The sequence below is a fragment of the Pseudoalteromonas sp. SaAl2 genome (assembly GCF_052947895.1).
On the sequence record NZ_CM129605.1, the window covers coordinates 2,699,375 to 2,721,438 of the forward strand.

Below are 22,064 nucleotides of genomic sequence, written 5' to 3' on the forward strand. Positions count from 1 at the left end.
ATCTGAATTTCGTTTATTGAAACACTTTATCTACAGCAAGTACTTCAATGTTTTTCGCAGGAATTGCTAGTTTGTAATCAGCAATTACCTTATCTTCAGCCACCAGCTCTGCTGGCTTTTCTGCGTTATACACCATAGGGGATGTTTGCTCAGACGCTAAGCGTTTTTGCATATCTTTGCCATCACCGGTGATAAATACATACTGGATATCATCTGTTTGTAAGTTTTCTTTAATTACACGGTTAACATCAGCAAGGCTTAGCTTTTCAAGCTGGCTCGTTACATACTTCACAAACGTGTCAGTGTTATAAAACTCGCTATCAAGTGCGTAACCTAATTGACGGTTTTGACTGGCGACCATTTGCGGCACAAAGTTGATTAAGAAATTACGCGTTGCATCAAAGTCTTTTTCTGTCATGCCATTTTTGATCAACTTATCAAGTTCGAATAGAGCCGTACGTGTTGCAAAGTGCGCGTCATTATTTGAGCGCAGTGGGCGCAACCATACTTGGAATATTTGCTCAGAACGACCAAGGTTGGCGTCTGGTTTTGTTTGGAACATACCACGTGGGAAGTATTCAATATAAGCATAATCGCCGTAGTTCATACCACGCGTTTGACGAATACGATTATAAAGATAAGCGTTAGAACCACGGTGCTCACCAAAATACGAACGTACTAGCCAAAGTGCAGTCCAGTCCTCACTGCTGCGAATTGTATCAATCGGGAAGCCAAATGAGACTGCGGTAGATTGCGCTGACTTTTCAACAATTGTTGCATGATGACCTTTAAGCTCGGGTGCATCAGGGATTGATAAGCGACTTAGCTCACCTTTTGGTAAATCACTTAAATCGCTCAGCATAGTTGCTTTAAGTGACTCTGGCACCGCACCAATTAAACCAAGAGTAAGCTTAGCTTGAGTAAACTCTTTAGCGTAAAAGGCTTTTACATCATCAAGCGTGAGCGCTTCAAGATCTGATAAGTCACCATAGTTATAGCTTTCATATGGGTGCCCTTGATAGAGCTTATGATAAAGCACCTCTTTACCTAGCTCTTCGTCATTTGATGCTTTAAGGCCCGATTTAATACCGTCAATCAGCTCTTTCTTCAAACGTTTAAAGTCATCTTCTCTAAAGCCCGGATTAAGTAACTGCTCACTAACTAGCGCATACCACTGAGCTGCATTATCTTTATGAACACGCCCTTGTAACGAGATCATTTCTTTATCTAACTGATAACCAAAGCTGCCCGCTAATGGATAAAGGGCTTGTTTAATATCATTGTAGCTCTTGGATTCTGAGCCACCTTGAGCCAGCATTGCAGCTGTAAGTGCTGCTACGCCCTTTTGACCTTTAGGATCAGCGGCTGCACCGGTATGGAATAACCAATTAACATCAATTAGCGGTGAGTTATTAGTTTTATCTAGTACCTTAAAATGACGCTCTTTAACTGTTTGTTTACTAGCTACAAGCGTATTTAAGTCAACTTCTTGCTCAAAGCCAGCGACTTTATCAAGTGCTGACATTGTCACCGTAGTACGACTGCTATCAACAAAATACTTATTGGCAATATCTTGAATATCTTGCGCTGTGATGCTGTCTGCCGTTGCGTATAATTGATTGACAACTTCTGGGTCACGTTCAAAATGCATGTAACTTGCTAGGGTTGAAGCAATTGCTTGAGATGAATCGAGGCCATTTATAAAGCTGTATTTAAGATTAGACTTTAAATCGGCAAGCTTTTGGCTATCTACAAGCTCTGTACGCGCTTTGGCATAAGTACTATTGATTGCATCACGCGCTTTAACTAAATCGGCTTCGTTTTCTACTTTTACAAATACATGGAGTAGACCAGGATCTTTAGTGTCTGGGTTATAGCTAAACATTTGGCTGGCAATTTGTTTATCAACCACTAGCTCTTGATACAGCTCAGAGTTATTTGAAAAATAAAGCTGCGACAGCAAATCAAGCGCCGCACGATCTTTTTCTCTGGCTGCCAAGCCGCGCCCTTATACGACACTAGCAACCAATGGCCTGGTAAACCTTCATTTTGTTCATGCACATATTTTGCGGCTTGTTGCTTTGGCTCAGTTGGAATGTCAGCTACATAGTTGCCTTTTTGCCACTTACCCCAATGCTTTTTCACCATAGCCATGGTTTCTTGTGGGTCAACATCACCGACAATCACTAGCGATACATATTCTGGCTTATAGAATTTGTCAAAGAACTCTTTACCGTACGCCATTTGATCTGGCATGGCTTCAATGTCTTCAAAAAAGCCCATGGTGGTGTGTTTATAGGTGTGCTTTTCAAAAGCTTTATTGCGCACAGCTGAAAGCAACTTGCGAACTGGGCTAGCATTATTTTTAAGGTATTCACCTTTAACGGTAAGAGCTTCAGTACGGAACTGCTCTTCTGAGTAAGTGAGGTTTTGGAAGATATCCGCTTCAATCTCAAGTACTTTATCAAGGTGCTGCTTGGAAAAGTTTAGGTGGTAATTAGTATAGTCGTTAGTGGTATATGCGCGGTTATCTACCCCTGAGTTTTTTAAAATATCTGAATAAACATCTTGCGGGAATTTTTCAGAGCCTTTAAACATCATGTGTTCGAAAAAAATGAGCAAAGCCAGTTTTACCTGCTTCTACTTCATTTCTAGATCCAACAGATACAGGGATTTGCAATGAAACGACATCTGGGTAGTTGGTTTTAACCACCATAACCCGCAAACCGTTATCAAGCTCTTCGAGTACATAATCTTGTGAGAACACACGGCTATCGGCGCTTGCTACAGAGTTTTGCTCTATCTCAACTTCTTTGACCATCGTTGCGGTTTCATTACTTACGCAACCACTCAGTGCCAGCGTTACCGCTAAGCTTGTTGCTAATAATTTAAATTTCATTGTTATCCCTTGTTAGTTGAATAAATTTATTGTTGTTAGATATTCGATTATGCAACAAACCGACCGCATATAAGAGCCCTTGGCCAATGATTTATGTAAACAGTTGTGTATTTTCCGTACCTAAAACCAGATTAAACATGAGATAAATTCATACACATTGAGAAAGTTTCATTAAAAAAATCTATCTAGACGTCTAAATGGCTGCTATATTGTCTGACATAGAAAGTTAATTGGCTGGAATGAGGATTATGGCTTTATCATTACAAGAGAAAATTGAAGACACCAATCAGGGTGTTTACTTAATTGGCACCACACCACCGCGTATTGGTACCGATAAAGCCCAACTAGAAACCATTGCCCAAAAGCTATTAGGTCGCTTGCACGAAATAGAATACGATGGCGTTGTTATTTATGACATTCAAGACGAAAGCAGCCGAACTGAGCAGCCTCGCCCTTTTCCTTTTAAACAAACCGTTGACCCTCGTGAATATAGCCGCTTGTTACGCCAATTATCACAGCAAGATGTGATCACTTATAAAAGTGTAGCGCAGCGTGGTGAAGCCGAATTTAACCAGTGGCTTGACGAAACTAAAAATGACTTTGATCTAAAAAACTTGGTACTCGTTGGTAGTCCCTCATCTAATGGTGACATCAAACTGAGCTTACCAAACGCATACAAAGCACTATCAAAACAAGCTGACAACTTCTTTTTGGGTGGCGTCACAATTGCCGAGCGCCATGCTAGCAAACGTAACGAACACGAACGCTTACTTGAAAAAACAGCACAAGGCTGCCAATTTTTTATCTCACAAGCCGTATATAATGCACAAGATACCATTGATTTGATCACCAGCTATGCGCGCAGCTGTAAGGCACAGGGAATTAAACCAAACCGAATCATCTTAACGTTTACGCCGTGTGGCAGTGAAAAAACACTTGAGTTTATGCAGTGGTTGGGGATTTCAGTGCCTGAAGCAACCAAATGGCGCATGCTTGATTCGCATAACCCATTAAGTGAATCAGTGCGTATTTGCCGTGAAAATTTAGACTTAATTTTGCAAAGCTGCGCTCATTTAGATGTGCCACTGGGTTTAAACATTGAAAGTTTAACCAATCGTAAAGAAGAGATTGATGCATCAATCAACCTTTATCGCTTGTTAAAAGCAACGATGGAGCTGAACCTAGCTGAGAAGCAAATAGCTTAGGTTCTAGGTTCTAGGTTCTAGGTTCTAGGTTCTAGGTTCTAGGTTCTAGGTTCTAGGTTCTAGGTTCTAGGTTCTAGGTTCTAGGTTCTAGGTTCTAGGTTCTAGGTTCTAGCAATAATGATAAGTGGCATAGAATAAGCCAGTTCAAGTAGTTAGCTTTGTTTCCTTCTCTTTGTGCAAAAAACTTAGTAAATTATTCACAAAGAGGTTAAGAGATGCTGCGCTTAAGAGTAATACAGATTCTAGGCCCGACTCGCCATAGCCTGTGGTATCACCAGTACCAAAAGTAGGCGCTCGGAAGCGAAGGCCCCTGTAGAAGCTCAAAAACAAAAGGAATTAACATTGCACTTCCTGCTAATAAAAAGTGCATGATGGGTGATGTGGGCTGGAGGAGACCTCCGGCTACCCGGTTAGCTGCCAGTCTCAGGTGATAAAGTTAGTAATGGTAACGACATGAAATTATCGTGATTGCCTGATTATCAACCGCATAAATCAACCTATTTATGTCATCAATTCGACGTGACCAAAAACCTGATAAGTTTTCTTTTAATGGTTCGGGTTTACCAATACCTTCAAATGGTGAACGCTTTACATCGTTGATGAGCTTGTTGATACGTTTAAGCGTCTTTTTATCTTGGGTTTGCCAATACAAATAATCACCCCAAGCTTCATCAGTCCAGGATAATAAACGCTGACTACTACTCATCTATTAGCTCTCGCGCCGTTGCTTGACCTGCTCGATACTGTGCGATTGAACGATTCAAGTGCTCCGCATTTTCAGGGGAACGAAGTAAGTGAACAGTTTCCATTAGACTATTGTAATAGTCCAAGGACATCACAACTGCATCTTCTGAGTCTCTGCGCGTAATTACCGTTGTATCAGCATCATTTACCACACCGTCTAATACTGCTTTCAAACCATTTCTAGCTTCTGTAAAAGATACGATTCTCATATAACCTCCACATGTACATTTTATGGTACAAGTATAACCATCGCAATCATACTTGTACAGTAAATTGGACATAGTGTGTGGTGATTTTTTACGGCAGCTAACGAGGCTGTAGAATTACTCGTTTTTAATTTATTTTTATTGAAAAGAATAAAAAGGGACAGGCACATACTTTCTTTAGAAAGATTACGTTATTTTTCCGTTGTGGATAACCTTACCATTATTTTTCACTCAGCCGCTATAGAGTGTAGCGGAATAAAAAGGGACAAATAAAAAGCAAATAAAAAGGGACAGGCACATGTTTTCTTTAGAAAGATTACGTTATTTTTCCGTTGTGGGTAACACTTACCATTATTTTTTCACTCAGCTTGCTATAGAGTGTAGAGTTGAGTCGCTTGGGAAGGATTTTAGGTTATAAATATAAGCTAGAAATTGAATTCTTTATTTTGTATCAATCATTTAATAGGGCTGAATTGGTTTAGCCTGTGCCTTTGTACCATTTTACATCATTGCTGGCGGCTTGTTGCTTTAACCGTTGTTTGCTACCAGCAAAATTTGAGTACTGCTGCCTAAATCGTTTTATTGATTCTAGCCATTGTGCTTCTTCTATATTTAAAGTAAGCAGCACTTTTGGCATAGTTTTATTGATATGCCCTTTTTTCTTTGGATCTAGGTGGCGGCCACTCCAGTCAATTAATTCAATATAATCCAATAAGGCAAAGGGGATCGTGTGTGTAATGTGATTACCACCGAATGGTTTTAACTGTGCTGGTTGGCTTTCATGCTGAATATTATCTTTTTGTTTAATAAGCTTGTTCGCTTTAACCGTGTCTGTGGTAAAAGCTTTGAAGTGCACTATACGTTCTTGAATTGAGGTGAAATTACTGTCTTCAAGCGTATCGGCTATGTTTGCTCTGATAGGGTTCAAATCAACGTAGGCCATGCAGCTGAGCACTGCGGTTTCATCTAATAATGCTTGTGATTTATAGCGCCCTTCCCAGTATTTACCTGTGCAGTTATCTTCTTTATTGGCCTCACGGGCAATGTACTCATTGAGGTTTTTCATATACCAGCTGATGTCATACAATCTTTCTCGCCATTTTGCGATGAGTTCATTGAAAAATAGGTCACTTACCTTATCTAACTTCTCTCCATTTAAGTAGCGATCAACCAGAACATGGCCATTGTAAAGCTGATACCAGCGGTTAATTACTTCATCATCAGACCAATCAAGTGCTTGACGCCTATTGACGTTAACAACAAGGTGGTAGTGATTGCTCATAACTGCATAAGCGGCAATTTCGATGGCAAATACACTACTTAATAACTTTATTCGATCGACTAACCACTCCCGTCGATGATCAAAGTTTTTACCTGTATATTTATCATCTCCGCACAAAAACGCTCGCCTAACACATCGTGAGATTAAGTGATAATAAGATGTCGATGCTAAATCAATCAGATTTTTTCTTGCGCGAGTCATAAAATATTAACTTTATTTTAACTGTATATAACAACAGTAGTTGATACTGTGATTTTTGCAAAAATTTCTGTGCCTGTCCTATTTAACCTTCTATTTAACCTTCTCGGAAGCTGCCGTATTACTACTGCGCCACAATCACAACGCCAACAAATACCTTGAAAAACTACAAAAGCGAATGAGCAAAGCCAAAGCACTGTCAGCGCTTGCGCATAAGCTGGGTCGCTGTGTTTATTTTATGCTTAAAAAAGAGACGGTATTCGATGAAGAAAAATTCTTAAAGAGTTAGTCACGGTACTGAGTGAGCTGAACATCTAACTGGATATAAGGCTGAGCATCAATCAATTGGGTGAGTTAATAACCAACAAGGTTTAACCTGATTATATGCCTACAGACCTAAGCCACTTGCCTTGATTAGACGCTCAGTACGCGTGCATTAATACAATAAACAAAGTCGCTTACACCTGACTTGAGCCTGAAACTAACTGGATCACCAAGATGAAACCAGCCGCCTTGAATAGTGCCATGATTAGGTTAACCGATGAATGTCTAGTGCCCCAGCAACCCCAAAAGGATATGGGAAAAATCTGGCTGCGATGAGATCGCAATAAGAGATTACTGCGTAACGCACCCTAGATGTGTTTGCCGTAAGCTACTTGCTTAACAGCCGCATCGACAGACGAAGTAAACGAATTTGTTTATTGATTTTTAATTGACCGTCAATTTATAAAAACGGTCAAAAAAAACACTATTGCCTATTGACAGAGTTAAGGCTCATATGTGTTAGGAGTGCCTACTCCTGATATCTAGAGATAGCGAGTTTTTTAGCTTTCTCAACTGCTACAACACCACTATCTAAAAGGATTTTACCTAATATTTCATCGCTTCTTTGAGAAGCCATGTTTGAATATTTATTCCCAATTTTTTGCGCGACATAACACCATGCATAAGCTTCTTGTAAGTCTAGTATTGGTTTTTCAGTTGATAATGAAACACACAAACCAAACGGAGCGAATTCGTATTTAAATTTCGCTGACTCTAGTAGGAACTCAAGTCCCAAATTAGGATCAAATTCCTTTCTATCTTCTTTAAATAGCTCTGTACCGATCACGAACAATTGCTCTGGCGTATATTTGCTTTTATCTTCTGCAAATACGGTACCTGACATTAGCAACGATAGTAAAAAAATATGCAGCCTCATCAGCACTCCTAACGAGCCTGTAGATTAACTCGTTTTTTATTGGTTTTTATTAATGTATTAACCATAGCCGAGTTCCTATTTTGATTCAATCGGTTACTTCGGTTTTACATAAAATATAAAAAGAGGGTTTGCTGTTGCTTTAATTGACGTTTTGGAAGGGGTTACAGGTGTTTGAGTGGCTTATTTAAGGTGATAAGGACTTACCCTTCTTAATGCAGCCTGTTTTGCAGCTTTTCTATATTATGAACAAGGCAATACAGTTGCCATTGGGCATTCACTTTTGTTTGTCCCCGTAAGGTTAACTTATTCATGCCTTTATTAACCGTTATATTCCCGAACACTGGCTCTATACACCCAAGTCGTCTGCTGTACTGCCGTCGCCCCATTGAGCTATCTATTTTGACCTTCATTTTGTCGATATAGCTCAGTGTTTTACGTGATTCATCATTTTTAAACTGTACTTGTCGCCCTGTTTTTATAGGTGGCTTTCGCATGCATTGCTGTTGCAGGGGGCATACTTTGCAATCTTTTAAGTAACCGCAGAATCGCGTGTATTCTTGATTATGACTCTTTACATTAACCCCGCTTCGCCACATACCATTTCCTGCGGGGCAGCGGCAGGTTTGGGTTGCTTCATCATAATGAAAGTCCTCCGATGTAAATAGCCGTGGCTTGCCTTTACTGCGTTTTAGTCGGCGTTTTTCTTGCTCAGTTTCGTATGTTTCGCTGGCTTTAAACAGCGGATTTCGTTTTCTAAACTGATTATCCGCAATGTAGCTATCAAATCCACTTTTAGCCATAAATTCAAGATTTACTTCGCTGTTAAACCCACTGTCTGCAGTGAATTTAATCGTGTGCTCGTCTTTGGGTTTGTCAGTGTTCAATTTATCGAGTTGCTGTTTTAATTGCGCAACGGCTGGCTGCAGAGTTTGTTGTTCGCCCACTGAGCCCCACGCTTGTGCTTGCAAGATGATTTGGTGTTTATCGTCATTAATCGCGATGCCGTTGTAGCCTTGAATTGTGCCTTTTGAGGTGGTCATTTTCGCGCTGTCTGGGTCGGTGATATTACTTTTAACTGGCTTGCCTTTACTGCCTGTTTTTTCTTTGTGAGTGGCTAAGAACTCGGTGATTTTACCTGCACTTTTGTCCAGCTCTTCTTTTTGTTTTAAGTCCTGAGTTATCAACTCTTCACCCAGTCCATCTTGTGATTGGTGGCGTTCAATAATACGTTTGCTTGCGCGTTCTAGTTTTGCTTTTTTACGCCCTAGCTCATCGAATGTACCGCTCCACTCCTTACTCGCATTGGACTTTAATTTACACCCATCAATGGCAAACATGTTACGACCTATCAAGCCCTCTTCATCACATATCATCAGCACTTGCGTAAAAAGCGGTTCAATCTGTTCATGCATCTTAGCCACAAAACCCGCTATAGAAGTGTAATGCGGCTGGATATCACCCGACACACTCATAAATAAAATATTATGCTCGCAAGCCTTTGCAATCCGACGGCTACTGATAAAACCATGTGCATAGCCCAGTAAAATAATCTTTAGCATTACCGAAGGTGGATACGCCGCCGCGCCCGTTTTGTCATTGTTGTACCACGCGTCAAATCCCGATAAATCGAGTTTATTCTCGACAATATAACAAAGGGCATATTCAAAGGTGCCAGGCAAAATTTGCTCAGCGAAATTGATAGGAATGAATTTATTTTGACAGGATAAGTCAGGCTTATAGTTAGCCATAACGGTTTACCGTGGGTGAATAATATCTATTAGATCACAGTAACCCAGTGGATTCAAGGTTGAAAAACGAACAATTTAAATTAGGAAATTAAGTTCCTAAAAAGAGTAATTCTACAGCCTCAACGCCCGCCTAACACGCAATGTGTTGGCGTGGCTTTTTGCGTTGTTTGCCAAAACCATGACAACTTTACATTGTCGGAGTTAAGGCGCTTGTTATATAGCACTTTTACACTGACTATCGTCGTAGAAAGTAAGCCTAGCACCAAAGGATTTAATTAAACTTAGCTTTAATGATTTTGCAACTTTTAGCGCTTTTTTACCATTATTTTTATCATGGTCATAAACCGCAGCAAAAAAGCATGCATGGTCTAAATAGTTTTGAACGAAAATGTGAACACTGTCATCTAATTCATATTTAGCTGCAACTAAAACAGCCGCTTTCTCTGGGAGCATTTGCTCGCCCCCTTCAGAGACCTTTTTTAAGTTATTAGTGAGAGCGAAAGAATCAAGTTTACTTATTAACTCATCCTTGTCGGCATTATTGATAGAAAATTGAATTCCGCCAATCGCAGAGTGATATTCCCTTGAGCAACTGCATAATAGAATAATGCAAAAAATTAGAAGATATCGCATAACGTCCTTGTGCTATATAACAGCTTATTGAACACCATTCTGGTGGTTTATAACACATCAAAACGGCGTATATTACATACCCTGATAATTTCACCAATAATTACCCTTGTAAACAAGGAATTAAAACAGCTAGAAATTAAGCATGTTATTTTGTCCCAAAACGGTGTTTAATAATGTTATCGGACAAAATTAGGCTCCTACTCAAAAAAGCAGAAGTAAATTTAACTTTTTCAATGACTGGTTTCGCTCTTATCTGCCTATCAGCTAATAACTAAAAGTTGAAAGCTTTTATTTACGTCGTCTATTGGGTGCTCTTTGCCCTGTAATACGTTTTTTATCACGGTCTTTTCGCGATTTATTAGAGTTTTTGCGATTATCTTTAGGCTTTTTATTTGGATCGGGCTCGTAACCTGCCAGCCATTGTGGCGTTAAACGGGTATCAAGCAGCACTTCAATTTCTTCCAGTAGCCATTGCTCATCAAGGCTGACTAATGACATTGCTAAACCTTGTTCACCTGCGCGGCCTGTACGACCTATTCGGTGAACGTAATCTTCAGCTATATAAGGGAGTTCAAAGTTAATCACATATTTTAGTGAGACAATATCTAAACCACGGGCAGCAACATCCGTCGCCACTAACACCCGAGTTGTGCCCTCTTTAAAGTTTTGTAGCGCCCTATCACGCGCACCTTGTGATTTATCACCGTGAATGGATTCTGTTTTAAGGCCATCTTTACACATTTCTTTGGCAAGCTTATCGGCCATTTGTTTAGTACGGGTAAAAATAAGTACTTGGCGCCAGTTTTTCATGCCAATCATATGTGAGACGAGTTCACGTTTACGGTCTTCATCAACCGCGTAAATCACTTGTTCCACTTCAACGGCTGCTGAGTTACGCTTATCAACTTCAACAAGTTTAGGGTCTTTAAGCAACTTTTTACTCAGTTCAAACACACTGTCATCAAAGGTTGCAGAAAATAATAGAGTCTGACGCTCACTTGGCACGTGGCGCAAGATACGCTTAATTTCATCAATAAAGCCCATATCTAACATGCGGTCTGCTTCATCAAATACCAATGAATCAACACTTGAAAGTTTAATACTGCCTTTGATTATATGATCAAGTAATCGCCCTGGCGTTGCTACGACAACTTGCGCGTCTTTCATTGCTTTGACTTGCGGACCAATACTGGCACCACCATAAGCTAATGCGCCTTTAATATCAGTCCCTTGAGCGTATTTTTCAAAACTAGCAAATACTTGCTGAGCAAGCTCTCTGGTCGGGGTTAAAATTAATACCCGAGCCGTACCTTGCTCATCTTTATTGTTAGTGGTTAACAGTTTATGCAGTAATGGAAGCACAAATGCCGCAGTTTTACCTGTGCCAGTTTGTGCACTGCCCATTACATCGTGACCAGCTAAAATTAATGGAATAGTTTGAAGCTGAATAGCCGTTGGCGTTTGATATTCATTTAGCTCAAGCGCTTTAAGTAGTAACGGGTCGAGGTGGAGATCATTAAAGGTTGCAGCAGACATAGCGTAGACTTGAAATAACTAATAGTGGCGCTATTGTACGCACAAAACGAGCAACAAAAAAGGCGCTTACGCGCCTTCATTCAAAACCTAAATCCTTCATTTATTAAGCTACAGGCTTAAGCGTCTCTTTACGTTGATTATAAAACGCTATTAAATCATCGACCGTGTCTTGGCAATACTCACGAATGCCTGACACTAGCATGTGCTTTTCACCCGAACCGACTTTTTTTACCATTTTCAAGTAAATTAAAACGCAGGGTAATTTTTCCTCGCTTACCCGTATATTCAAAATCAGGTTCAGCAAATTCAAGCGTTGGCGCAATAATATCAAGGCTATCTAAATTAATCAGCATTGACTCATAAATAACCATAGGGCGAGCTGGGTTGATCATCACCTCTTGTTTGCCCATCAGTGGAATAATCACATGCGGAAAGGTTGTGCCTGAGAACTCAACGTAGTTTTTAATTAAACTATCAGTCAACGTTTGGCATTTGCTATTTTGGCCTTCGCGTTTGACGCGTAGCATCACTTTCTCACCGCTGGTTATAGCAAACTCTTCTCCACCATCTGGAAAGTTTAGCTTGGTATTCTCATCAACCATGCCAGCAAAGGTAAACTCCATTCTTTCACTAATACCATAACGGCTTAGGACTAATGCAAACAGCAAATCCCCTGGTACGCAAAACTTCTTTGCATCTTTATCATGAAGTGGGTTGTAATCATCGGCTACGCACTTTGCAAAGCGACAACCCTGTTCACGGGAAATTGAAATATGATCAGCATGTTGCTGATAAAAAGGACTTAACATAGTTTGTTCACTGCTTTAACTGCTTATAACCTAGCTATTCTATCAGATAAAATAATAATAGAGGTCGAATCTGTTAAATTTTTGTTTATAAGAATAAGTTAGAACAAGCTTTGATTTTTGTAGAATAGTTACTAGGCACACTTTGAATACTAGATTCAAAAAGATATAACACACCAAAGAAATAAACGGTACATTTTGCATTTTGCTACACAGCCAAAACAATGCTTTTTACTCTCGCGCGTAGCCAAACTCACTCCATACGAAATTAGAGTAGGCTGCACTTTTCTACAGGCATAAAAAAACCCTTGCTAAAAAGCAAGGGCTATCAAAAGTGGTACCAGCGGCCGGGCTCGAACCGGCACGCCTTTCGGCAGGGGATTTTGAATCCCCATGTATACCAATTTCATCACGCTGGCATCATTTTTCTTTAACCTTCTAAACACGAGAAGATAAAGAAAAACCACTTTAGAGCTAGGACTTATCAAGCTGTCTTCGTCTCTATGCAAAGCATTATACAAACAATAAGGTTAGCAGCAAGCTGTTTTTTACAATTTGATGATCAACAGCTTAACAATTGAGCAACCATTAACATTGAAGTCGTTTTACGATCCTAGTATTTGTCATTCTATTTGCTAAACTAGCGCGCATATTAACTTTGTGAGTGTATTTATGTCTGGTGAGTTTCCACGTGCGGGCTTTTGGCGTCGCTTTGCTTCTTTGATTTACGATTCTTTAGTCGTCATATCACTGTCTATGCTAACGGCGATTTTATATTTTGCTGCGATTCAAGCCTTAGTTGCACTTGGCGTTATAGTACAAACGCTAGGCCAAGACCCTGCAGAGTTTATTGATAACTCTCCCTTGCTAGATGGTATACGCAGTATTTTATTTGTAGGCGTAAACATTGTGTTTTTTGCTTACTTTTGGACTAAAAGTGGGCAAACAATTGGCATGCGCGCTTGGCGCTTAAAAGTACAAACACGTGAAGGTCACTTAATCAGTTGGCCGCAAGCGATAATTCGCTGTGTAACTGCTTTGCTTGGCCTGGGTAATTTAGTGGTGCTAGTTGATTTTAAAAATAAGCGCGCTTTACAAGATTATATTTCTAAAACGGATGTTGTTGCACTAACTAAAGAAGAAAATAAGCGTATCTATCGCTCTTTAGATTAGGGTTAAACTTGCTAGGAACAACTTAATTCCTAGCAAGTTTTAAAACAACTATATTCGTTTGTTCAGTAAGTAGGTAGCAAAACCTATAAACAAAATACTCGGCACAGTCGCCCCAATAACAGCTGGAATTTGATACACCATCACCACTGGACCAAATATTTCGTTGGTTAAGTGAAACACAATTCCGGTTACCACCCCCATTACTATGCGAGCTCCCATAGTCACCGTACGCAGCGGACCAAAGATAAACGACAACGCAACCAGTAACATAACGGCTATAGATATAGGCTGCATAATTTTACGCCATAACGCCAGCTCATAAGTGCTGGTGTCTTGCTCATTTTGCTTAAGGTAACCTAAATATGACCACAGCCCTGTGAATGACAATGCTTCGGGCTTAACTGAAACCACACCAAGCTTTTCAGCAGTAAGTTGTGATTCATAAAGCTCTTCGTCTTGCGTTTGTGTAGTAATTTGCTCTTCGCTTAACTGCACCTTACTAACATCGCGAAGTAACCAGCCTTCGTTTCGACTCACCGCTTCACGCGCTTTTGTAATTTGTGTTAATTGTAATGACTTATCAAAATGATACATATTAACGCCATGCAAAACACCATTTTGATCAACGTCTTCAATGTTTATAAAGTTACTACCGTCTTTTGCCCATACACCTTGTTGGGCGTTAAAAACATCACCACCATAAATTGCTTGATTGCGCATTTCTTTGGCTTTTTGTTGCGCTTCAGGTGCGCCCCACTCGCCAAGTGCCATCATACAAACAGCCATGAATATTGCGGTTTTCATTACCGATATAATAATCTGTAAACGCGACATACCTGCCGCCTGCATTACTACTAGCTCACTGTTTGAAGCTAGTGCCCCGAGACCTGTTAAGCCGCCAATTAATGCAGCCATAGGGAAGAAAATAACTAAGTCGCCAGGCATGCTATACAAGGTGTAAAGTAACGCTGTTGTAATATCATAACTACCACGGCCAACCGACTTAAGCTGCTCGATAAATTTTATAAGAGTACTAATCCCCACGAGGACCATTAAGGCAAAACCAGTTGTTTGTAAAATACTACGGCCTAAGTACCAGTCGAGAGTTTTCATCATGCGTTTATCTCCCGCTTAGTTACAATCGCCTTAAGCCACGCACCAACAGGTCGCCCTTTGATAATCAAAAAGCCACCTATAAATAATGCCGTAAAATGAATCCACCATAAGCCAATTGACGGTGGGATTTTGCCATCTTCGACGGCAAACTTAGCCGCATTAAGCAAGATAAAGTAGCCTAAATATAAACTGATAGCGGGCACTAATTTTGCAAATTTACCTTGCCTTGGGTTAACCACGCTCAAAGGCACTGCAAGTAGTGTAAGGAGCGGAATAGATAATGGAATGGCTAAACGCCATTGCCACTGCGCTATGGCTTCAGACGAATTCATTGCCATTAAATCCATGGTTGATACCGCTTCAAGCTTACGTCGTTGATGTTCAATTTCTTGCTCACGAATTTGTACGCTGTAGCCATCAAATTCTGTTAAATTAAGTGCAGGTGTTGAGCCATCAGTCTCATAACGTTTGCCATCACTAAGTACCAACTGTTGCTCTCCGTTGTCTTGCTCAACAACAACACCACGCTCGGCATAAACCAAACGAGCTAAATTATCTTTTTCAGTATCAGGTAGTTGTGCAACAAACACTTTATTTAACTTTTTACCGCCATTTTCTATATTATGAATAAACACGACTGCTTTTTCGTTACCGGTTTGTTGGAACCTTCCGGCCCTTAGTGCAGATAAACCTGCATCGGCTTTAGCTTGCTCTTTAAGTTGATATTCAAGTTCACTAGCCCAAGGGGCAACGTACAATGTTAAAAATCCAGCTAATATTGCTAGACCGACACTGGATATTAAGGTCACTCTAACCACATACCATTCACTGACACCGCAGGCTTTCAGAACGGTCATTTCACTATCAGCATATATTCTGCTATAGGCAAGAATAATCCCTAAGAAAATACTTAGCGGTAAAATTAAAGAGGCCAATTGTGGTAGTTTCAGTGCAATCATAGAGAGCACTAGCTTAGCGGGAATACCACCTTCGGATGCATCACCTAAAATAACCACAAATTTTTGCGACAAAAATATGGTCATCAAGGTTAGGAAAACGGCGACCTGAGATTTTAAAACTTCAGTGGTCAAATAACGGAAAATTAGCAATGCTTGCCCCTGTTGAACATCGTGTTTTACTAAAGTAGCGGGAAAATATAAGTAAACTTAGCGTTTTACTCAGTTTATTATATGCCATCAACATTAAATATCCTACCTAACAGCTCGATATATTGTCGCATTAGTGGTATTAATCGATACAAAAGTATAAAGTTCAAAAACACATAATGAGTTAACATTTTTAGACTAAGATTAAACTTATTAAAGAACTTAGCACTAGAAATTTATTTAATTACCCATATTAAGAGTTCTATGACTCAAAATTAGGAGTGACAATGGAATTTAGCGTAAAAAGTGGTAGTCCTGAAAAGCAACGTAGCGCATGTATTGTAGTTGGCGTTTATGAGCCACGTCGTTTATCCCCCATTGGTGAGCAACTCGATAAAATCAGTGATGGTTATATCTCTAATTTACTGCGTCGTGGTGACCTTGAAGGTAAACCGGGGCAAGTGCTGTTATTACATCATGTACCAAATGTACTCAGTGAACGAATTCTGCTTGTAGGTTGCGGTAAAGAGCGTGAGCTTGATGACAAACAATATAAGCAAATCATTTCAAAAACCATCAATACCCTTAATGAAACAGGGTCAATGGAAGCTGTATGTTTTTTAACTGAGCAACACGTTAAAAGCCGTGATACCTATTGGAAAGTACGCCAAGCAGTTGAAACAACACAAGACTGTTTATACACGTTTAACCAATTAAAAAGTAAAAAGAGCGACCCACGTCGCCCATTACGCAAAATTGTATTTAACGTGCCAACACGTCGCGAATTAACGATTGGTGAAAGCGCCATTGAGCATGGCTTAGCTATAGCAGCTGGTAGCAAACTATGTAAAGACGTCGCCAATATGCCACCTAATATTTGTAACCCTGCGTATTTAGGCGAGCAAGCACAAGAACTTGCCACCAATTTTGAAAACGTGAGTGTTGATATTATTGGTGAAAAGAAAATGGCTGAGCTTGGTATGAATTCATACTTAGCTGTTGGCCGTGGTAGTGACAACGAATCGGTTATGTCAGTTATCAACTACCAAGGTGGCGCGAAAGATCAAGCCCCTATCGTATTAGTTGGTAAAGGCCTAACCTTTGACTCTGGTGGTATTTCTATCAAGCCTGGCGAAGCCATGGATGAAATGAAATACGACATGGGCGGTGCAGCTGGTGTTATTGGTGCAATGCGTGCACTGGCGCAAATGCAGCTACCAATAAACGTTATTGGCGTATTAGCGGGCTGTGAAAACATGCCTAGCTCAAATGCCTACCGCCCTGGTGATATTCTAACTACCATGTCAGGGCAAACTGTTGAAGTACTCAATACTGATGCAGAAGGCCGTCTAGTATTATGTGATGCGCTCACGTATGTTGAACGCTTTGAACCAGAAACCGTGATTGATGTTGCCACTTTAACTGGTGCATGTATCGTCGCATTAGGTGCTCACGCTACTGGTTTGCTATCAAACCATAACCCACTTGCCCATGACTTACTTAAAGCATCTGAGCAAAGTGGTGACCGTGCATGGCAGCTACCACTGTGGGATGATTATCAAGATCAACTTGAAAGCCCATTTGCTGATTTTACTAACTTAGGTGGACGCGCAGCTGGCACAATTACTGCAGCCTGCTTCTTGTCTAAATTTACTAAAAAATATAACTGGGCACATCTAGATGTGGCTGGTACAGCATGGCGTAGCGGCAAAAACAAAGGTGCAACGGGTCGTCCAGTGCCTATGTTGACGCAATACTTGCTAAATCGCGCTGGTGTAAGCGACGCTGCACAAGACTAAGTATTCAAACTTAAAGTCATCTTAAAGGCGCTTTTTAGCGCCTTTTTGTTACCTATTAATTAATGAGTAACGTGGCGTATTCATTGAAGCAAACCCTGTTTTATGGCAAAATCCTTGCTCTAATTTATGTGTGCTAAAAAGTCACATATGCAATGCAATGGGAAACCTCGATACAATGAGCATCAATGCCCAATTTTTTGTTCTAAAGCAACAAGATGAATCGTTAGCGAAAGCGGATGATCATTTTGCCTTAGCTGCACAAATTGCAGCAGAACAGTATCGTCTTGGTCACCGTGTTTTCGTTTTTGTTGATAACACAGATACAGCCCACGCCATTGATGAAACGATTTGGTCATTTGACCCTGACAGCTTTGTGCCTCATAACCTTCAAGGTGAAGGGCCGAAAGGCGGTGCACCTGTTGAAATAGGCATGACACCTCCAGTCAGTAATCGTAAAGTTTTAATAAATTTGGCCGCACAGCTTCCGGATTTTATTCGTCGCTTTAACCAAGTTTTTGATTTTGTCCCCGTAGAAGCCGAAGCCAAACAAGCCGCCCGCGAGCGCTTTAAGAAGCTCCGTCAACTAGGTGCCAACATCACCACGCAAGATATTAATAGCTAGCAGCCCTAGGCAAACTAGCTAACCAACTCATTTAAGTACTTATTTAAGGTTCTGTGTAATGGATAAAACCTACAATCCGCAAGATATTGAACAGTCTCTATACCAAGACTGGGAAGAGAAAGGCTACTTTAAACCATCTGGCCAAGGCGATGCCTATTCAATTATGATCCCGCCGCCAAATGTCACGGGTAGCTTACACATGGGCCACGCCTTCCAAGATACCATTATGGATACCTTAACGCGCTTTAAACGTATGCAAGGCAACAATACATTATGGCAAGTAGGTACTGACCACGCAGGTATTGCAACTCAAATGTTGGTTGAGCGTAAGCTATCTGCCGAAGAAGGTAAAACACGCCACGATTTAGGCCGTGACGCCTTCATTGATAAAATTTGGGATTGGAAAAATCAATCTGGTGGTACTATCACCAAGCAACTTCGTCGTCTTGGCGCTTCTGTTGACTGGGATCGTGAACGCTTTACTATGGATGACGGCTTATCTGAAGCGGTTAAAGAAGTCTTTGTACGTCTGCATAAAGAAGACTTAATTTACCGTGGTAAACGTCTAGTAAACTGGGACCCTAAATTACACACCGCCATTTCAGACCTTGAAGTTGAAAACAAAGACAAACAAGGCCACATGTGGAATTTGCGCTACCCTCTAGCGGATGGTGTTAAAACCCAAGACGGTAAAGACTACATTGTCGTTGCAACTACTCGCCCAGAAACCATGCTAGGTGACTCAGGTGTTGCAGTAAACCCAGATGACGAACGCTACCAAGATTTAATCGGTAAAGATATTTTACTGCCGATTGTTAATCGTCGTATTAAAATTGTTGCCGATGAACATGCCGATAAAGACAAAGGCACGGGTTGTGTAAAAATCACCCCAGCCCATGACTTTAACGATAACGAAGTTGGTAAGCGTCATCAAATGCCAATGATCAACATCTTCGATAAAGATGCAGCGGTATTAAGCCAAGGTGAAACGTACACCTTTGATGGCAAAGAGCTTGAGTTTGATGCGCCAATTCCTGAGCGCTTACACGGCCTTGACCGTTTTGAAGCACGTAAAGCAATTATCGCAGAGTTTGAAGAACTTAGTTTACTTGAAAAAATCGAAGACCATGCGTTAACAGTACCGTACGGCGACCGCTCTGGTGTGGTTATTGAGCCACTACTTACTGACCAATGGTATGTACGTGTTGCCCCTCTTGCTGAGCCTGCAAAAGACGCGGTTAAAAATGGCGACATTCAGTTTGTGCCACAGCAGTATGAAAACATGTACTTCTCGTGGATGAACGACGTACAAGATTGGTGTATTTCACGCCAGCTTTGGTGGGGTCACCGCATTCCTGCTTGGTACGATAATGAAGGTAATGTGTTTGTTGGTCGTGATGAAGCAGAAGTACGCCGTGAAAACAACATCGCAGATGATGTCGCTCTTAACCAAGACGAAGATGTACTTGATACTTGGTTCTCGTCAGCACTTTGGACTTTCTCAACTCAAGGTTGGCCTGCGAACACTGATGATTTAAAAACCTTCCACCCGTCTGACGTGTTGGTAACCGGTTTTGATATTATCTTCTTCTGGGTGGCGCGTATGATCATGATGACCATGCACTTCATTAAAGACGAAAACGGTAAGCCACAAGTGCCATTTAAAACAGTCTATGTTACCGGTCTAATTCGCGATGAAAATGGCGATAAAATGTCTAAGTCAAAAGGTAACGTACTTGATCCAATCGACATGATTGACGGTATAGACCTTGAGAGCCTAGTAACCAAGCGTACTGGCAATATGATGCAGCCGCAGCTTGCGAAAAAGATTGAAAAGAATACCCGTAAAACTTTTGATAACGGTATTGAAGCACATGGTACTGATGCCCTGCGTTTTACTTTGGCAGCAATGGCGTCAACAGGTCGCGATATCAACTGGGATATGAACCGCCTTGAAGGTTACCGTAACTTCTGTAATAAGTTATGGAACGCAAGCCGTTACGTACTAATGAATACCGAAGAGCAAGACTGTGGCTTTGCAAACGATGCTGAAAAAGAATATTCGCTAGCTGATCGCTGGATTTTAGGCCAGTATGAAGCGACTGTTAAAACGTATACTGAGCATTTAGATAACTACCGTTTTGACCTTGCCGCTAATACGCTTTATGAGTTCACATGGAACCAGTTCTGTGATTGGTACTTAGAGCTCACTAAGCCTGTATTATTCAAAGGCAATGAAGCACAACAGCGTGGTACACGTCATACACTTATTACAGTGCTTGAAAGCCTATTGCGCCTAATGCACCCAATGATGCCATACATCACAGAAACTATTTGGCAACGCGTTGCACCATTAGCAGGCCTAAAGACAGAAAACACCAGCATAATGGTTCAAGCCTTCCCTGTTTATAATGCGGCAAGTGTTGATGCTAAAGCGATGGAAGATTTAGAATGGGTTAAGCAATTCATTGTCGCTATTCGTAATATTCGTGGTGAAATGGACATCAGCCCAAGCAAACCTCTTGCAGTGCTTCTTGCTAATGCATCAGATGAAGACAAGCGCCGCATTGAAGAGAACGAAAGCTTCTTAGCGTCACTTGCTAAAATTGAAGCATTCACATTGCTAGAAAACAAAGATGATGCACCAGCTTGTGCAACATCATACGTTGGCAACCTTGAGATAATGATCCCAATGGCAGGCCTAATTGATGTTGATGCCGAGCTTGCTCGAATTGCCAAGCAACTTGAAAAAGCTGAAAAAGGCCTAGCCCAAGTGCAAAATAAACTAGCAAACGAAAAGTTCGTTAATAATGCACCTGAAGCAGTACTTGCTAAAGAGCATGAAAAACTGGCTGAGTACTCAGACGCTAAAGCCAAACTGCTTGAGCAAAAAGCAAAAATTGAAAGCCTGTAAAAGTTAAAGTAGGGGCTCCTCCCCTACTTACACTAAGATAACGAGAAGTGAGGGCCCCTCACTTTTCCACTTTACCTCTAAGCGTTCTAAATATTTGACATACAAACATCTTCCGACCACCTTCTTACATTATGGATTACATCTCGCTCGAAACACCCTAGACAATCAGTTCAGGCGCAAGAAGACTTTAAAAAATTTCCTTCGTAATACGATCATCACAATTCCAGGCCACGTATCACTTGATAGAATCAATGTCTGGTTCCAAGATGAAGCGCGGTTTGGTCAACAAAATACCACATCTAAAATTTGGGCAAAGAAAGGTTCAAGGCCCCGCGTGGTCAAACAGCAACAGTTTCTATCAACTCATATATTTGGTGCAGTTTGCCCTGCGACAGGTCAAACTGAGGCTATCATAGCGCCTTATTTGAGTAAGGATATAATGAGGCAGCACTTAGAACTCATTTCGGATGCGACACCCTGTGGGGAGCACGCTGTGGTAATCGTTGATCGGGCAAGCTGGCATATGGGTAATGTTGCACAAGACATTAAAAATGTGTCGGTGATACCGCTTCCTCCCTACTCACCCGAGCTGAACCCATTGAGCAAGTGTGGGCATGGATGAGAAATAGAGAGTTATCTAATCGTACATTTGCAAGTTATGACGATATTGTGGAGCAAGTAAGTAGGGCGTGGAATACATTTCGCTCAGACATTGATAACGTTAAGCGTATTTGTTCGAGAAAATGGATAAATTTGATCACTTAACAAAAAGTATTGGTATTAAAAGGATACACTGTACTGCGAGGGGGTTGTGGCGTTCTTTTATCCGTGGGTTTCGTGATACTCAACCCACGCTACGGTGTATAAACGTAAAAA

Annotated in this window: 14 protein-coding genes, 1 tRNA gene and 4 pseudogenes; 7 read left to right on the top strand and 12 right to left on the bottom strand. The window is 40.9% G+C overall.

The features are described from left to right. Positions 1 to 13: 13 nt before the first annotated feature. Positions 14 to 2,899, bottom strand: a pseudogene (locus ACU8V8_RS12790) (M16 family metallopeptidase). Between the two features lie 248 nt (positions 2,900 to 3,147). Here ACU8V8_RS12790 and ACU8V8_RS12795 point away from each other — a divergent pair. After that, on the top strand, positions 3,148 to 4,104 hold the full coding sequence (locus ACU8V8_RS12795; RefSeq protein WP_446887768.1) for a methylenetetrahydrofolate reductase: 957 nt from the start codon (positions 3,148 to 3,150) through the stop codon (positions 4,102 to 4,104). A 436-nt stretch (positions 4,105 to 4,540) separates the two neighbouring features. Here ACU8V8_RS12795 and ACU8V8_RS12800 read toward each other — a convergent pair whose 3' ends face one another. The 3 genes from ACU8V8_RS12800 to ACU8V8_RS12810 all read right to left on the bottom strand — a co-directional run bounded on the left by ACU8V8_RS12800 (position 4,541) and on the right by ACU8V8_RS12810 (position 6,453). After that, positions 4,541 to 4,810 carry a Txe/YoeB family addiction module toxin gene (locus ACU8V8_RS12800; RefSeq protein WP_290210689.1) on the bottom strand — a complete coding sequence of 90 codons (270 nt, stop codon included), beginning with the start codon at positions 4,808 to 4,810 and terminating at the stop codon, positions 4,541 to 4,543. Continuing rightward, the gene (locus tag ACU8V8_RS12805) at positions 4,803 to 5,057 is read right to left on the bottom strand and encodes a type II toxin-antitoxin system Phd/YefM family antitoxin (RefSeq protein ID WP_290210690.1); all 255 of its coding nucleotides are present in this window, start codon (positions 5,055 to 5,057) and stop codon (positions 4,803 to 4,805) included. Before ACU8V8_RS12805 ends, ACU8V8_RS12800 begins: the two co-directional genes overlap by 8 nt. Positions 5,058 to 5,532: 475 nt before the next feature. Beyond that, entirely contained in the window at positions 5,533 to 6,453 is a 921-nt protein-coding gene (locus ACU8V8_RS12810; protein ID WP_446887769.1) for an alpha-amylase family glycosyl hydrolase, read from the bottom strand. Between the two features lie 184 nt (positions 6,454 to 6,637). Between ACU8V8_RS12810 and ACU8V8_RS12815 the strand changes: the two are divergent. Further along, a pseudogene (locus ACU8V8_RS12815) lies at positions 6,638 to 6,823 on the top strand (IS110 family transposase); the annotation flags it as partial. A 504-nt stretch (positions 6,824 to 7,327) separates the two neighbouring features. Here ACU8V8_RS12815 and ACU8V8_RS12820 read toward each other — a convergent pair. The 6 genes and pseudogenes from ACU8V8_RS12820 to ACU8V8_RS12845 all read right to left on the bottom strand — a co-directional run bounded on the left by ACU8V8_RS12820 (position 7,328) and on the right by ACU8V8_RS12845 (position 12,877). Then, positions 7,328 to 7,735, bottom strand: a complete 408-nt coding sequence (locus ACU8V8_RS12820) for a hypothetical protein (RefSeq protein ID WP_277053568.1) — start codon at positions 7,733 to 7,735, stop codon at positions 7,328 to 7,330. Positions 7,736 to 7,944: 209 nt separating this feature from the next. Then, entirely contained in the window at positions 7,945 to 9,483 is a 1,539-nt protein-coding gene (locus ACU8V8_RS12825) for a transposase (protein ID WP_446887770.1), read from the bottom strand. Positions 9,484 to 9,696: 213 nt separating this feature from the next. Next, complete coding sequence (locus ACU8V8_RS12830; RefSeq protein WP_446887771.1) at positions 9,697 to 10,116, bottom strand: hypothetical protein; 420 nt, start codon at positions 10,114 to 10,116, stop codon at positions 9,697 to 9,699. A 288-nt stretch (positions 10,117 to 10,404) separates the two neighbouring features. After that, positions 10,405 to 11,652 (bottom strand): DEAD/DEAH box helicase, encoded by a 1,248-nt coding sequence (locus tag ACU8V8_RS12835; protein WP_446887772.1) that lies wholly within the window; start codon positions 11,650 to 11,652, stop codon positions 10,405 to 10,407. 103 nt (positions 11,653 to 11,755) lie between these two features. Continuing rightward, positions 11,756 to 12,461, bottom strand: a pseudogene (locus ACU8V8_RS12840) (DUF3581 domain-containing protein). Positions 12,462 to 12,793: 332 nt separating this feature from the next. Next, a tRNA-Leu gene (locus ACU8V8_RS12845) sits at positions 12,794 to 12,877 on the bottom strand. Positions 12,878 to 13,130: 253 nt separating this feature from the next. On the opposite strand from ACU8V8_RS12845, the gene ACU8V8_RS12850 reads away from it, so the two are divergent. Beyond that, positions 13,131 to 13,631: an RDD family protein gene (locus tag ACU8V8_RS12850; RefSeq protein ID WP_446887773.1), complete on the top strand. Its 501-nt coding sequence runs from the start codon at positions 13,131 to 13,133 to the stop codon at positions 13,629 to 13,631. 48 nt (positions 13,632 to 13,679) lie between these two features. Here the strand turns inward: ACU8V8_RS12850 and lptG are convergent, their stop codons facing one another. Both lptG and lptF read right to left on the bottom strand, forming a co-directional pair. Then, entirely contained in the window at positions 13,680 to 14,747 is a 1,068-nt protein-coding gene (lptG, locus tag ACU8V8_RS12855) for an LPS export ABC transporter permease LptG (protein ID WP_446887774.1), read from the bottom strand. Further along, a complete protein-coding gene (gene lptF / locus ACU8V8_RS12860; RefSeq protein ID WP_446887775.1) occupies positions 14,744 to 15,856 on the bottom strand; it encodes an LPS export ABC transporter permease LptF in 1,113 nt (370 codons plus the stop codon). The genes lptG and lptF overlap by 4 nt, the downstream gene beginning before the upstream one ends. A 284-nt stretch (positions 15,857 to 16,140) precedes the next feature. On the opposite strand from lptF, the gene pepA reads away from it, so the two are divergent. The 4 genes and pseudogenes from pepA to ACU8V8_RS12880 form a co-directional block, all read left to right on the top strand. Further along, entirely contained in the window at positions 16,141 to 17,652 is a 1,512-nt protein-coding gene (gene pepA / locus ACU8V8_RS12865) for a leucyl aminopeptidase (protein ID WP_446887776.1), read from the top strand. Positions 17,653 to 17,827: 175 nt separating this feature from the next. Next, positions 17,828 to 18,274 (top strand): DNA polymerase III subunit chi, encoded by a 447-nt coding sequence (locus ACU8V8_RS12870; protein ID WP_446887777.1) that lies wholly within the window; start codon positions 17,828 to 17,830, stop codon positions 18,272 to 18,274. Positions 18,275 to 18,332: 58 nt separating this feature from the next. Next, complete coding sequence (locus ACU8V8_RS12875; RefSeq protein WP_446887778.1) at positions 18,333 to 21,188, top strand: valine--tRNA ligase; 2,856 nt, start codon at positions 18,333 to 18,335, stop codon at positions 21,186 to 21,188. 132 nt (positions 21,189 to 21,320) lie between these two features. Beyond that, positions 21,321 to 21,953 (top strand): annotated as a pseudogene (locus ACU8V8_RS12880) (IS630 family transposase); the annotation flags it as partial. Between the last annotated feature and the right edge of the window lie 111 nt (positions 21,954 to 22,064).

What these genes read in the sequence shown, in the direction of transcription:
- ACU8V8_RS12795 (WP_446887768.1), top strand. Translation starts at nt 3,148, where the DNA reads ATGGCTTTATCATTACAAGAGAAAATTGAAGACACCAATCAGGGTGTT.
- ACU8V8_RS12800 (WP_290210689.1), bottom strand. Translation starts at nt 4,810, where the DNA reads ATGAGTAGTAGTCAGCGTTTATTATCCTGGACTGATGAAGCTTGGGGT.
- ACU8V8_RS12805 (WP_290210690.1), bottom strand. Translation starts at nt 5,057, where the DNA reads ATGAGAATCGTATCTTTTACAGAAGCTAGAAATGGTTTGAAAGCAGTA.
- ACU8V8_RS12820 (WP_277053568.1), bottom strand. Translation starts at nt 7,735, where the DNA reads ATGAGGCTGCATATTTTTTTACTATCGTTGCTAATGTCAGGTACCGTA.
- ACU8V8_RS12825 (WP_446887770.1), bottom strand. Translation starts at nt 9,483, where the DNA reads ATGGCTAACTATAAGCCTGACTTATCCTGTCAAAATAAATTCATTCCT.
- ACU8V8_RS12830 (WP_446887771.1), bottom strand. Translation starts at nt 10,116, where the DNA reads ATGCGATATCTTCTAATTTTTTGCATTATTCTATTATGCAGTTGCTCA.
- ACU8V8_RS12835 (WP_446887772.1), bottom strand. Translation starts at nt 11,652, where the DNA reads ATGTCTGCTGCAACCTTTAATGATCTCCACCTCGACCCGTTACTACTT.
- ACU8V8_RS12850 (WP_446887773.1), top strand. Translation starts at nt 13,131, where the DNA reads ATGTCTGGTGAGTTTCCACGTGCGGGCTTTTGGCGTCGCTTTGCTTCT.
- lptG (WP_446887774.1), bottom strand. Translation starts at nt 14,747, where the DNA reads ATGATGAAAACTCTCGACTGGTACTTAGGCCGTAGTATTTTACAAACA.
- pepA (WP_446887776.1), top strand. Translation starts at nt 16,141, where the DNA reads ATGGAATTTAGCGTAAAAAGTGGTAGTCCTGAAAAGCAACGTAGCGCA.
- ACU8V8_RS12870 (WP_446887777.1), top strand. Translation starts at nt 17,828, where the DNA reads ATGAGCATCAATGCCCAATTTTTTGTTCTAAAGCAACAAGATGAATCG.
- ACU8V8_RS12875 (WP_446887778.1), top strand. Translation starts at nt 18,333, where the DNA reads ATGGATAAAACCTACAATCCGCAAGATATTGAACAGTCTCTATACCAA.